At 36.8% G+C, this 13892-nt stretch carries 11 protein-coding genes; 8 read left to right on the forward strand and 3 right to left on the reverse strand.

The genetic code is table 11. The features are described from left to right. Both QZU45_RS08160 and QZU45_RS08165 read left to right on the forward strand, forming a co-directional pair. The coding region (locus QZU45_RS08160; RefSeq protein ID WP_295353954.1) for an MFS transporter at positions 1 to 924 on the forward strand (924 nt) is incomplete at its 5' end. Positions 925 to 1052: 128 nt separating this feature from the next. Further along, a complete protein-coding gene (locus QZU45_RS08165; RefSeq protein ID WP_074841295.1) occupies positions 1053 to 1988 on the forward strand; it encodes a DUF2786 domain-containing protein in 936 nt (311 codons plus the stop codon). Between the two features lie 6 nt (positions 1989 to 1994). Here the strand turns inward: QZU45_RS08165 and QZU45_RS08170 are convergent, their stop codons facing one another. Then, a complete protein-coding gene (locus QZU45_RS08170; RefSeq protein WP_295353959.1) occupies positions 1995 to 3566 on the reverse strand; it encodes a carboxylesterase family protein in 1572 nt (523 codons plus the stop codon). A 1085-nt stretch (positions 3567 to 4651) separates the two neighbouring features. Beyond that, entirely contained in the window at positions 4652 to 4876 is a 225-nt protein-coding gene (locus tag QZU45_RS08175; RefSeq protein ID WP_295353962.1) for a hypothetical protein, read from the reverse strand. A gap of 545 nt (positions 4877 to 5421) precedes the next feature. Between QZU45_RS08175 and QZU45_RS08180 the strand changes: the two genes are divergently transcribed. Genes QZU45_RS08180 through QZU45_RS08205 form a run of 6 tightly spaced genes read left to right on the forward strand, consistent with a single transcriptional unit; the run spans position 5422 to position 12546 of the window. Continuing rightward, positions 5422 to 8268: a DNA methyltransferase gene (locus QZU45_RS08180; RefSeq protein WP_366925486.1), complete on the forward strand. Its 2847-nt coding sequence runs from the start codon at positions 5422 to 5424 to the stop codon at positions 8266 to 8268. 15 nt (positions 8269 to 8283) lie between these two features. After that, entirely contained in the window at positions 8284 to 10275 is a 1992-nt protein-coding gene (locus QZU45_RS08185; RefSeq protein WP_295353967.1) for a P-loop NTPase fold protein, read from the forward strand. Between the two features lie 8 nt (positions 10276 to 10283). Beyond that, a complete protein-coding gene (locus QZU45_RS08190) occupies positions 10284 to 10718 on the forward strand; it encodes a TerB family tellurite resistance protein (protein WP_295353969.1) in 435 nt (144 codons plus the stop codon). A 2-nt stretch (positions 10719 to 10720) separates the two neighbouring features. After that, complete coding sequence (locus QZU45_RS08195) at positions 10721 to 10981, forward strand: hypothetical protein (protein ID WP_295353972.1); 261 nt, start codon at positions 10721 to 10723, stop codon at positions 10979 to 10981. Between the two features lie 24 nt (positions 10982 to 11005). Then, entirely contained in the window at positions 11006 to 11482 is a 477-nt protein-coding gene (locus tag QZU45_RS08200) for a hypothetical protein (protein WP_295353975.1), read from the forward strand. A gap of 26 nt (positions 11483 to 11508) precedes the next feature. After that, on the forward strand, positions 11509 to 12546 hold the full coding sequence (locus tag QZU45_RS08205; protein WP_295353978.1) for a hypothetical protein: 1038 nt from the start codon (positions 11509 to 11511) through the stop codon (positions 12544 to 12546). Positions 12547 to 12724: 178 nt separating this feature from the next. Here QZU45_RS08205 and QZU45_RS08210 read toward each other — a convergent pair. Then, positions 12725 to 13892: AAA family ATPase (locus QZU45_RS08210; RefSeq protein WP_295353981.1), on the reverse strand; the 1168-nt coding region annotated here is incomplete at its 5' end.

The following is a 13892-nucleotide window of genomic DNA, read 5'->3' on the forward strand; positions in this document are numbered from 1 at the left end:
TCAGCAGCAGAGGAAGGCAAGTTAAAGCAGTCTGCTTCAAAGTTCTTCTCAAAGAGATTAAAGTATCCAATTCTGTTTGCTTTCCTAATTGCTGCATTCAACCAGTTATCAGGTATTAACATTATTCTTTACTTCGCTCCAAGACTGTTAGGTCTAGCAGGTATTGAAGATCCTGTTGCAGCTTCAATCGCTCTTGGTGTAACCAACCTGATTGCTACCTTTATCGGTATTCGCTTAATTGACCTTCTAGGCCGTAAGACACTTCTTTTGATTGGTTGCGTTGGTTATATCGCATCTCTATCAGTATGTACCTATGCATTCTTCCACTTCGAAGAGCTTAAGGTTGTTTCAAACGCAATTGATACCGCTTCAACTGCAGAGCAGTTAATCAACATGAACAATGAGACTGTATTCTTCACTGCTGAAGATAAGTCAAAGGCTGAAGTTGCTTTCGAAACTGCTAAGAAGAAGCTATCTGATTCAACTCAGAAAGATTCTTACACCGGTACTAAGGTTGCATTTGATGGTGAGTCATTAGCTGAAGTTCGTGATATCGCTCTTCAGGTTAAGCACGAGGCTTCATCTTCACTAGGTTCAGTAAGTACTCTGGTTCTTATCTGTATGATTACCTTCATTGCTTCTCACGCAATCGGTTCAGGCACCATCATCTGGGTATTCATCTCAGAAATCTTCCCTAACGATCAGCGTGCTGCGGGTCAGTCATTAGGTTCAGCAACTCACTGGATATTCGCTGCAGGTCTAACTCTGCTGTTCCCTATCGCAATTGCTAACTTCGACGCAGGCTTCATGTTCGGTTTCTTCGCTCTGATGATGGTTGTTCAGATTATCTGGTGTGCAGTCATGATGCCAGAGACCAAGGGCAGAACTCTTGAAGAGATTGGTGAAGCTTTATCATCAAAATAATCTATTTATAAATTTTCCATACTAACGTTTTGAGGCATCCTGTTTTCAGGGTGCCTTTTTTATTGGATTTACAACATGTATAATTGTGTGAAGATTTCTTAAATAACCTATAGCAAAAAAGAAAAAAAATGACTAAAGAAGAACTGATTGATAAAATAAAAAAACTTCTGGCGCTATCCGATAGCTCAAATCCTCATGAAGCGGCGGCTGCTCTTGCAAGAGCTCAGAAGCTGATGGAAAAATACAACATAGAATCAAAAGAGATCAATGCAGACAACGGAATTGATGAGATTAAGCTAAAAACACTCAGCAGCATCAGCACACAGCTAATTATGTCAAAACTGCTCAATATCATCAGAAAAGCATTTGGAGTCGAACCGATACTGCATACCAATAACTCCAGGGTTACAAACATCAGTCTTATCGGTCCTGCTGATATTCTGGAAAGCTGTGAATATATCTTTACCGTTCTATCCCGTCAGGCAGCATTTGCTATCGGAGAGTATACAAAGATGATGGATGGTGAAATCTATTTAGAAACGGCACGTAATGCAAGTTTTATGTGTGAGCTGCAGACAAAAACACCTTCTTTCTACAATACTGTCTACGGGAGTCAACTAACAAATCTTAGCTGTATCATGAATGAAATTTCGATGAACAACGATGCAGTTTTCAGAAACAGAACTTATAAAATATTGGGCGAAAAATTTAAAAAACTCCGAAATCTCGGATATCTTCGTGTGTCAGTAGGATTTGAACGTGGTCTAAAGCGTATTTTCACTTCCATAGCTAAAGAAAAGAAACAGGGCTTTATTCAGGGATATTTCAATTCCATCAGCGAGAAAATATGCGAATATGCTCAGCCATTTGAGATCCAGGAGAATATTGATAAATATATCAGTGATAAGCATCCAGATCTAAGTGAAGTTAGAAGACATTCTGTATATAACACCTTTGCAGCCTATCAGGCCTACCAGAAGGGAGTTAGTGAAGGAAATAAGGTATCATTAAACTCAGCCATCAAGGATTATGCCCCTAAGATGGATGCTATTGGGATGAAGTAATCATAGTTATTTCTTCTCTGAGCCAAAGAATATCTCTTCGAGCTGGGAGAGTTTTTCCTTAAGTTTAAACTCCTCTACTCCAGTGTAGGATCCGATTCTCAGTACAGCCCTATCATTGCTGTCATAAGCCTTCCATTTAATAAGCGTAGTCATTTCTCCTGCAGAATCCGGATCACCTGTCTTAAGAAAATTTACCAGTCTTAAGTGAAAGACTTCTGCCACATCCCTGCTCTTCTGGCTTGCATCTTTAGACATATTATTAAAGGCATATTTAAGCTCTGATGAATGATGTACACCAGAAAGCTCTCCTTTTGAAGACTTTGGAAGATAATCAAAGTGATAGACATAAACCTTCTGGGTTGCAGACAGATTATCAGCAAAAATTTTCATTCCAAGATTAAACATCACATCCCCCATAAATTCTGAAGCTTTTTCATAAACTGAGCTTTTTTCAGTTAATTTATAGAGATTTTTTAAAGATTCTGCGGTATTTTTGTCAAAATTTGCATATAAACCGCTATAAAAATCATTTTCGGTTAAATCGCTGTTTACAAACAGAGTACCTTCATTGGAGTTATATCCCATAAGCACGGATACATCGTTATAATTATTGCGCTTTAACTCCTTGTAAGGAGACAAGGGAAGAACATTTCCATCCAGATATGGAATCATAAAAGAGCCTCTGTTATGGGTAAAATCATAATCATAGGCACACTGATAAGCTAAAAGATAAGGATCAAGTGATCTGAGCATATCAACACCGGCATCAGAATCCTCTACTCCAAACTGTGAAAACAGTTTCTGACTTCTTTTCTGAGCAGTATCATGGTTCTGCTCTGAATTCAAGCCAACAAAAGGAAAGGAAATGATGGTTCCGCTGTGAAGAATCGCTTTTTGAAACATCCCCTTTACCTTTGGATTTAATATCAGGGCTGAGGCGGCCATTGCGCCAGCAGATCCACCTCCAACGGTTATATTGCCAGTATCTCCTCCAAAACTTTCAATATTCTGATTTACCCATTTAAGAGCTTCTATCAGGTCAAGATGCCCCCAGTTTCCGGTGGTTCCGTATTTCTTAAGAAGACTATTAGAATGCAAAAAGCCTTCTGCCCCAAGACGATAATTCACGGTTACAGTGATAATACCGTCTTTGGCAAACTGACTGCCATCATAAAGAGGAATTCCTGAAGTGCCTGAGGCATATGCTCCTCCATGAATCCATACATACACAGGAGCTTTACTTTCAGATGTAAGATTGACAGGACGGAAAATATTCAGACAAAGATAACTCTTGCCTCCACTCTGGGATGAGTCGTAATTTAAAAAGGCGGCCTGTGGTGCTATAGGACAGAATCTGTCTGCTTTAAATTTTTCTTTAAAAGGAGATGCTGCAACCGGAGGAGCGAAACGAAGTTCTTCGGTTACAGTCTGGGCATAAGGAATGCCTTTAAAGACCTCAACTCCATTCAACTCCTCGCCCTCAATCAGGCCGACAGGAGTTTCAACAAGAGGTGCAGACAGTACGGATTGAAGTCCTAAAAGAAAAATAAATAGAGAAAAATAAATTTTGAGCTTCACTTTCAAAACTGCCCCATAAAACAGATATCTGTCTTAATTATAGAAGGTGAAACTATATAGAGAAAAAGAGTTTCACTAAGGCTATCCAAGTGAAGAATTAGAGGATAGAAAACAAATCTCAAACCTTTCGATTCATTCAATCTTCCTAGACTATGCGTAATCTAATGCATTAGAAATCGATTAATATTCGGCGATTAAATCTTTCAAAACTAGGTGAGTGTTACTGATGTGTAACATCATGTAAAACAAAGACTTTTGATATTTATGAAGTTTTCGCTTATCTTTTGGCACTCTATATCTTTGTAAATAAAATCAAGAAAATAGTAAGTTATCACCACTGGTGACAATTTTTAGAATTGATGTATCAATACTTATAATGTGTCCTATTCCAAAATGAGTACTAACCAAAACAAAATTATGTAATATTTAACTTATCGTTAGATGAAGGTGATATTAATTATATTTACCTGGACTATCAGACTTTAACTTTAATGAACTCTTTGGTTGTAATTTGAAACAGCAGATTATGAAAATTATCTTGACCATTTTTTTTTGGAGATTTGTTGTTAGGAAAGGATTCTTGCTGATAAGTGTCCTTAAGAATTAGATAAAACCGGACTAACTACCAATGAGAGACTCTAGTAATCTTTAGGGCTTGCTTTTCTGTAATGTGTTCAACATCGTCATGATCTAAATTAACTTTTTTTCAACCCACCCTTTTTCATGATTAGCCCACAGGTATGTTTTTCCACCAACTCCCCAAAAAGAATAACAAGGATGATGAACCCATTTAATGACAAATTTACCAAACTTTACGAAATAATCAGTTACAAGACTTTCATTAATCTGTTCCATTTTTTTACGCTATATTTTAATTGAAGTATTTCTTTACACGTTCTTTTTCAGTATTTGGAAGTTTCGACCAAAACAATTGCTTGGTTAAATCACTCAATTTAACATTACGACCTAAAACTCTCGATATATTTTCAAACCAAAGCTTCCTATTGTATGGTATCTGTACATACATTCCCGATTGATCTGCGGTATCATTTAAATAGTCTTTGTTCTTATTCATTTCAGCCTATCTACCAATGACTTACTCCAGCTATCTCTAGAGCTTGTTCTTCTGAAATATCATCTATATTTTCAGAATACCGATCAAATCTCTTTTCAATCCAACCTTTTTTAGGGTTGATCCACTTATACATTTTGCCTTTCAAATAATCTGTTTTTGGATGAACATGTTTATAAACAAATTCTCCGAATCTGACATAATAGTCTGTCACTAATTCACCATTCGAGGATTCCATAATAGATTTACTTCTTGTCATTAAAATAAAAAACAATTCTTCTTAGACCATTTTAATTTCATATCGTTCCAGATTTGGATATGTATGGCAAAAGATTATTCTAAATGTAAACTCCTTTGAAAATTGAAGTAAATCTTGAGGATATTATTTGAAATCTCTCTCAAAAATAAACATGACTCATATGTAGTTTTGAATTTAAAACATAACATTAAGATTGAATCCCGATGTAATTGTACAGTCCTTTTGGGCATGCACTCCTAATAACATATTATCCATATTTATTAAGTTACGTAGAGGTGAACCTTGAATATTCAGCAGCAGACTGCCTTGCATGAGTTCTGTCAGTATTGGATTAACAGAAATAAAGAAAATGAAAACCGAAACGGATCATACGAAAAAAGTGATACTCAAAAGTTTTGGTTAACTCTTATTCAAAACGTATTCGGAATGTCCTCCTTCAATTTCAATCTGGAATTTGAAAAGAGTATAAATATTAGGCGCACTGGGGGGTAGAGCCTAATTCTTCCTCAGAAAGAACAAAGTTTATTGACCTATTTATACCTTCCACTAATGTTCTTATTGAACAAAAAGACTCCAAAAAAGATCTTACAAAATCATATCCTCAATCTGACGGTTCAGCCTTAACACCATTTGAACAAGCCAAACGTTATTATGAAAATCTTCCTTTTTTTGAGAAAGGACAATATATTGTAACCTGTAATTTCAAGGAATTTCGTGTCTATGACATGAACCTCAAACTTCCTGAGCAGGTCATTAAGCTCGAGGATCTAGAGAACGAAATCTATCGTTTGGATTTTCTTGTAAAAAAGGATGCAGGTGTTCTTACTAAGGAAGAAAAACTTTCTGTTGATGCCGGTAACCTAATTGGAGATATCTATAGACACCTTTTAACTCTATACAAAAATCCTGATGATCCAAAAGTTTCGAGCGATATCAATAAGCTTTGTGTGCGTTTGGCATTCTGTCTTTATGCAGAGGATGCTGGCCTTTTTGGCGAACATTCAGCATTCTATAAATATCTGAGCAACACCCCAGCAGAACAGATGAATGGAGTTTTACAGCTTCTATTCAAGGTTCTAGATACAAAATATGAAGATAGAAGTGTCAATCTTGGAGACAAATTAAATGAATTTCCTTATGTAAATGGAAACCTCTTTAGTGATCCAATTGAAATTCCACAGCTTGATGATAAGTTCAAAGATCTTCTTTTGAACAAAGCCAGTATCGGATTTGACTGGAAGGACATCAGTCCTACAATCTTCGGTGCAATTTTCGAGAGTACCATCAATCCTGAAACACGTCGTTCTGGAGGAATGCACTACACCTCTCAGGATAATATTCATAAGGTTATTGATCCTCTCTTTTTAAGAGATTTACGAGAGAAATTTAATCGTATTAAGAATTTTAAGAAAGATGGAAACAGAATAAATCGATTAAAGGAATTCCAAAAGGAACTGGGACATTTGAAATTCCTTGATCCTGCCTGTGGAAGTGGAAACTTCCTAACCGAAACCTTTCTCTGTCTACGCCGCCTTGAAAATGATGTTATGCGTGAAATCTATGGCGGTCAAACCTCGTTACAGATCGAGGAATTAAAACATCCTATCTATGTAACTCTTGATCAGTTCTACGGAATAGAAATAAACGAATTTGCTGTTGCTGTCGCTCAAACGGCTTTGTGGATTGCAGATTTGCAGATGAAAAAAGAAACAGAACTGATCATTCAAAGCAATCTCGATTACCTTCCTTTAGTTTCATACAACCATATTCGCTGCGCTAATGCTTTAAGAATTGATTGGAATGACATTGTGCCTGCAAGTGAGCTTTCGTACATTATGGGAAATCCGCCGTTTTCAGGAAAAAAGTATCAGACAGAAAGTCAGAAGCAAGATTTGAAGGAAGTTTTTGAAGAGGACACAAACAAATATGGAAGTTTGGATTATGTATGTGCTTGGTTTAAAAAAGCTGCATTATTGTCTTGCGTAAATAAAAATATTAAGTCAGCCCTAGTTGCAACAAATAGTATTACACAGGGAGAACTTGTTGGTGCGTTATGGAAAATACTATTGTCTTATGAAATTCAAATAGATTTTGCTTATAAATCATTTAGATGGGATAACGAAGCTACAGATAAAGCTCATGTTCATGTTGTGATTGTTGGTTTTTCGAATGAAAAGAGTGGCTTCAAGGGAAAAATGCTTTTTTCTTCAGACGGCAGCTGCAAAGTTTGCAATATCATCAACGGATACTTAAACAATGCTGTAAATATCGTAATTGAAAGTCGAAATAAACCAATATCAGCAACCAAAGTTATGACAGATGGCAATGTTCCAATTGATGGAAATTATTTAAAACTTGAGGAAGATGAATATCAGCTGTTTAAAGAAAAAGAACCTCAGTCTCTCAAGTACATAAAAAAACTAGTTGGTAGCGAGGAATATATAAATAACAAACCTCGATACGTTTTATGGTTAGTTGACTGTCCTCCAGACAAGTTAAGAAAAATGCCGATGACCATGGAGAGGGTCGAAAAGGTTAGAGAGTTTAGACTTAAAAGTAAAAGCGCTGTCTATTTAGCAGATACATCAACAACATTTAGAGATAAACGAAATCCAGAGTCTGCGTTAGTTATTCCAAGGGTTTCTTCTGAAAGACGCACATATATCCCAATGGGATTTATTGATAAAGGAACTATTGTTCTTAATGCTGCACTGATTTTGCCTCTTGCCAGTCTATACGATTTCGGCATCTTAACTTCATCCACTCACATGTCTTGGATGCGAACCGTAGCAGGAAGATTAGAGACACGTTATCGCTACTCTAAGGACATCGTTTATAACAACTTCATTTGGCCAGAAGTAAACGAATCTCAAAAAGAAAAAGTAATAAAAACAGCACAAGCTATCCTGGATGCACGAGCACTGTACCCTGACAGTTCCTTAGCTGACCTTTACGATCCGCTCACTATGCCAATAGAACTGTTAAAAGCTCACGAAGCCAACGATAAGGCTGTTTTATCACTTTATGGCTTAGCACCTGACTCAACAGAAGAGCAGATTGTTGCACACCTGATGGAACTGTACAAACAGAAGGTTGATGAGCTTGAGCCAGAAAAGAAAAGTGCCTCTGTTCCAAAAAATCCAAGAAAGAAAAAAGAGTCAATACAGTCAGAACCGTCAGTAGAGTCAACTCAGACAGTACAGCCAAACACTTTAGTAAGTCCATCTCCTTCTGATAGCAAAGATGAAGCTGCCGTAACTTCTTCTGAAACTAACCAGAGCGAAATTCAAAATGGAGATATAAACGCAAAAACGGCTGATAAGAAAAAAGAACCGGCTCAGACTTCATTATTATTTGATGATTTTGTGTAATAAAGAGGAATTATCATGGAACAGCAATTATTTTCTAATTTAACCGATATTCCATTACCACCTAATGCTGTTGATACACTTGAACAGAGTTCATATGTTTCTGCATTGATTAAGTTTATTAACAATGCCCAGATGCCTACCACCATAGCTCTGCAGGGAGAATGGGGAAGTGGAAAAACCTCTCTTATGAATCAGATCGCCGGACAGCTATGTCTTAACTATGGAACCATCTGTAAATTCAGTGATGAAAATTATGTTGATCAACGTTCTGAAGACGATTTCCCTTATTTAGGCGTATGGGTTAATACCTGGCAGTATTCTTTGATGAAAGATGAGCGAGAATCTCTTGTTTCAATAGTTCAGGGAATCACCTCTCAGATTACTCAGCAGGTATCAACCTATCTTAAGGATAATGCTAATTCTAAGGTTATAGCCTCAAGACTTTTAGGTGCTCTAAGATTCGCCGCCGTTGCTACAACAAAAGTTGGTTTAGGTTTTATGGGGGCTAATCCTAATTCAATTGACAATATGCTTGGCGGCAATGGAAACAATATTCCAGAACAGCATGATCCTGATTTCTTCAGAAATGAGTTGCAGAAAGCAATTGTTGATTTTAAGCGTCAAATAACAGAGTATCGAAAGACACTCAAGCAATCATCTCCTTTTAAAGGATTTATATTCTTTGTAGATGATCTGGATAGACTTGATCCTCCTGTTGCTGTACAGATTTTGTCCTTGATGAAGAATCTGTTCGAGGTTAACAACTGCATATTTATTCTGGCAATCGATTATGAAGTAGTTATTAAAGGTCTTGAAAAGCGGTTTGGTAAAAAAACAGAAGAGAATGAACGAGAATACCGTTCCTTCTTTGACAAGATCATCCAATTGTCATTCAGATTACCAGTAAGTCAGTACAAAATAGACAACTATCTAAAGGATGGCTTAAAGAATATCTGTTACACAGGTTCAAAGACCGAGTCTGAAAATATGCTAAACGAAATTATTTCAGATTTGAATTCTATGACAATAGAAACATGTGGGACAAATCCAAGAGCTATCAAAAGAATGCTTAACACATTATCTTTGGTTAGAGAGATAAGTGTTACTAAGATGAAAAAGCTTTACTCAGAAAATTCTAATATAAAGTTTGACCTTGCAAGTGATAAGGAGGATATAAAGCTTTATTTTAAACTTCTATTTGCTATGGTCTGTGCTCAGGTTTCATATCCAATCCTTTATGAAAACCTAATATCTGAACCTGATCTGTTTAAATGGACCTCTCTGGGCAGCAACGCAGTTTCTTCCGATGATGGTGAGGAATCAGAAGGAAATTCAAATCAGATTCCTATATATCTTGATCCTTCAGATTTTATGCTTGAATCTATTGTCTCAAAAGATATCTGGATGAGAAAACGTGTTAACAATATCGGTAGATTTCTCTCCATGCTGGTTAAATTGATTGTTGATAATAAGAAGAGAAAAGGTGACACAAATCTGTCTACCACTGCCGATTATATTTCCTTGATAACCGATTTTACCTCTGTTACTTCTGCAACCTCGGATGAAGATCAGAAACTTCGCCGTGATCAGGGCTCTCTACCAGAATTTTTAAGCTCATTAAAAGACGCTGGTTATGGATCCACAATCAGAGATAATGCAAGCAAATTTATGGAGAGATTCTTCCATAGCTATTCACCAAAGAATCTGATCATCAACTATGACAGCGAGAACCGCCTAATCACTGTTTCATGCACAACACAGGGTAAGGCAATAGCTATGCTATGCCAGATTGACTTTAGGGATAGACCAAAGGATCGCAAAGACAGATTTATGATCTTTAATGAAACAGGCGGGTTCTTCTCGATTGTGAATGAAGTAAAGAGAAGTACACCTACTCAGACTGAAAACCCAGACAAAATTACAGATGAGAATATGAAATTTGTCTCTGATGAGTATCAGAGACTCACTGGATGTACTCCTCTGTCCTGGAGCAAGGAATTAGGATAGGAGTTGTTATGACATCTGTAATTAATAATTTTGCTAAGGCCTGTGCTTTTGTGATTTTTGCTGATGGGAAAGTTGAGGTTTCAGAGCTTGATTCAGCCAAAGCACTTTTTGAAAAATACGAACTGGACTGGTTTGAAGGAGAAACTTTAATTAAGCAATACCTAGATTCTTTCATTGATGCCAGCGAGGAAGAACATACTGATTCTACCAATCAAGAAATATATCTTGGCAATCTTGAGTTGGAAGGTATCGACTGCTTTGAGGTACTAAAAGATCTTGCAACAATCATTGTAAGTGATGGTGAAGTCGCTTATGGGGAAGTTGAGATAATCCATATATTAACAGAGGCTTTTGGATTAGATTCAATTTTTGCAAGTTTGGCTTTGTTAACAGCAGTTGCGAATAAACCTAATTTAAAGTTCAATCTGGAAACAGGAGAATAGCTATGAGTAAAACTCCTTTTTTATACAGGTTTGCATCGAAGCTTAATGAAGCTCCTGTTGATATTCCAACGATTCATTTTAATTCAGACAAACAGATGAATGTTTTTGAGGATGGTTCTTTTTGTTGGAATGGTGTAACCAGAAAAACATACACTAATATTCATACTGTTGGTCATAATGTTCCAGCGCACCGAACTCCTTCAGGGAAATGGGTACCAGCCAAAAATGTAAAAGGCAAGACCGATAGAAGAGTTGGTCATTAACTTTAGTTTATAAAGGAAAAGTAGATGAGGCTAACAGAGCAACATCTGTCTGTGCTATTTAACATAAAAACAAAAGTCTTAGATAAGAAAACTGAGTGTTCCGGAGCCATTTTTAAGGATGGCTCTTTTTCTTTCTCTTGTGGAGATAAGCATACCGCAAGAGTTGACGATAGCAGTGATTTTATCTGGCACTCACATACGTCAGGCAAGCTTATGATGTCAGTTGATGACTGGCTTTGTTTCTTTATTTCTAAAGCAACTTGCTCAGCCTTATTTGCGGATAACAGGATTCTGGTGGTAAAGAAAACGGATTTTCACAAAAAGCTACACGAGAAACTATATCAAACAGCAGTTGAATTTAAGGGATTTCATTCAATCTTATACCGCAACTTTATTTCTATTTTAGATGACTATTTCGATGTAGAAATAGAAAATCTTAAAGAAGATGAAATCAGTCCTGACCTTTTCAGAGTTGAGTATCAGGTTATAGATAACAAATGAAAGCAGTAACCATCGGAGTTTATTAAATGTATCTGATTCTGGCTATTGACGAGGATGTTCATGCTGATGCTGTCCTGTATTATCTTGAAAAATATGGAAAGAAGGTAAAACGCTTCGATCCTGCTTTCTTATTTGATGAGTATGGTTCAATCGAAACAGAAGCTCGAAGAGAAAAAATCATTATAGATATCTCCTGTACGTCTGGAAAGCTGATATTTACTAATGGAGACATTGTTTCCTCTGACGATATTGAAGGTGTTTACTGCAGAAGTTTTTATATTCCAAAGGCAAAAGACAGCAGTTCTACTGCAGACCAGCTTGCAACCGCTGAAATCCGTTCTACTGTTCAAGGTTTTTTCTCACTGATTCCACAAAGCTGCAGATGGATTAACAATCCGTATACTGAAGATAAGGTTGATAACAAGATTTATCAGCATCAGTGTGCAGTTGCTCATGGACTTGATATCCCTGACACAATTGTTACCAACTGTTCTGATAATGTTAAAGCTTTTTACGAGAAGCATAACGGTAAGATTATCATCAAGCAGTTAAGTGATATTTCTCTGATTGATGAAAACCCATTTGTAAATGAGGATGGTTACAACGATGTGGAGTTTAAAGGATTTTATACAAGTCCTGTAAACGCCTCTGATTTGGCTTCTCTTGAAGAATATTTTGATCCTGGCAGTGCACCTGTGCTACTTCAGGAAGCTTTATGCAAGAAATCAGAATTACGAGTGACAATCATTGGTGATAAATGCTTTACCTATAGAATTTTCTCTCAGGAAAAACAAAAGTCAAAAATTGACTTTAGACGAGTTGACCAGCTTAGAACAGAAAAAACAGAACTTCCTACAGATATCAGGGAGAAGTTAATCACGCTACTCAAATTCTGGGGGATAATCTTTGCAACAGTTGATCTCGTGGAAACCACAGATGGAAAAATTGTGTTTCTTGAAGCGAATGTTTGCGGAAACTGGTTATGGCTTGAAAAAGAACAAGAGGGCTCGGAAATTGCGCAAGCAATTGCAGAAGTATTAGTAACAGAAAAAAAGGACAGGTAGAGCTTCTGTTCTGACATACTAAAAAAGTAAAAATTTAGCATAAGATAACTTAGGTAGCCAGTTACCTAAGTTACATTATGAGAACATGCAGAAACAGCTCTTGAGGCGTTAAGGAAGCATACATTTGCAAATAAAGTAATGCGCATTGAACCTGCTGTTTAACCTGGAAAATTAAACTTTACTGATTAGTGCGAGCTTCTACCAGATTTCCAAGGGAAACAATCCTGCAGCTCTTTTTGGCAAAGCCAAGGCCTATTCCATAGATTTTCTTATATCCTTTAGAAATAAATTTTGAGGCATAGTCTTTTTGGATAATTTGCTTGGTTGCCTCTTGGGCTGCATCATAGCAGTACTCAAGTTTTTCGGTCTTTTTCAGTTCCAAAATACATGCTATTTCCGAATCAAAGTTATCAATGATAATATCTGAGAAACCGGTTCCAGTCTCAATTTCCTCATAGTATTCAAGACCTTTAGTTGAAGCAGCTATTCCAAGAATGCCTGTCATAAATCCATGATAATAGAGCTCATCACCGCTGTTTCTGATACTTAAGAACTCTTTTAGCATAGTAGAAATAAGCATCTGAGCTTCTTCAGTCTTATTCTCCATGAGTAAATCCACTAGGCTTAGAGTCTGATTAAACCAGTGATGATTATTCTTGGTGTATAGGTTCTCAAACTTATTCTTAAAACAGAGAGCAACCTCATTATTTGGAATTCTGATTTTAACCCTGTCTGTAGAGTATGTTTCTTCAGCATAGGTTGCATATCCTGTATGCAGCATTAAGGTCATAAAGATATCAAAATCCATGTTATTGTTAAGATCAGGATATGTGGTAAATTCCTTTAATGAAATCTCAATGACATTTCTGTCTGAGAACCGCTGTAATCTGTCGACATTACCTGAATCATGAGCCTCAATACTGTTCTTTGCAAACATGGAAACAATGTCATTACCACTGGTGTTTACCCAGAATGGCTGAGGTGCATAGATATCTTTCTGAGTTGCTGCATAGCAGTAGCTGATTAGACTCCATGGACAGTAGATGTGTTTATCTCCGAATCTGTAGCCGTCATACCATTCTTTTACTTCATTCTCTTTCTCAGAAAGTCCACAGTCAGCTAAGAGTTTATGAGTTTCTTCCTCTGTGAAGCCAAAGAAACCGGTATATGGTTCAGCATTCATTCCAAAAGTTGTAAAGTTATTGGCATCAGTAAACACACTCTGATGAGCTACACGCAGACAACCTGAGACGATTCCTTTGTAAAGCCATGGATCTGGATTTTGCTTGAAGGTGGTCACGCTGATTTTTCTGATGATTTCAAGTATCTTGTTGTAATATGGCTCT

It is taken from the genome of uncultured Succinivibrio sp., assembly GCF_902756765.1.
In the GTDB taxonomy this organism is placed as follows: Bacteria; Pseudomonadota; Gammaproteobacteria; order Enterobacterales; family Succinivibrionaceae; genus Succinivibrio.

What these genes read in the sequence shown, in the direction of transcription:
- QZU45_RS08165 (WP_074841295.1), top strand. Translation starts at nt 1,053, where the DNA reads ATGACTAAAGAAGAACTGATTGATAAAATAAAAAAACTTCTGGCGCTA.
- QZU45_RS08200 (WP_295353975.1), top strand. Translation starts at nt 11,006, where the DNA reads ATGAGGCTAACAGAGCAACATCTGTCTGTGCTATTTAACATAAAAACA.
- QZU45_RS08185 (WP_295353967.1), top strand. Translation starts at nt 8,284, where the DNA reads ATGGAACAGCAATTATTTTCTAATTTAACCGATATTCCATTACCACCT.
- QZU45_RS08195 (WP_295353972.1), top strand. Translation starts at nt 10,721, where the DNA reads ATGAGTAAAACTCCTTTTTTATACAGGTTTGCATCGAAGCTTAATGAA.
- QZU45_RS08175 (WP_295353962.1), bottom strand. Translation starts at nt 4,876, where the DNA reads ATGGAATCCTCGAATGGTGAATTAGTGACAGACTATTATGTCAGATTC.
- QZU45_RS08190 (WP_295353969.1), top strand. Translation starts at nt 10,284, where the DNA reads ATGACATCTGTAATTAATAATTTTGCTAAGGCCTGTGCTTTTGTGATT.
- QZU45_RS08205 (WP_295353978.1), top strand. Translation starts at nt 11,509, where the DNA reads ATGTATCTGATTCTGGCTATTGACGAGGATGTTCATGCTGATGCTGTC.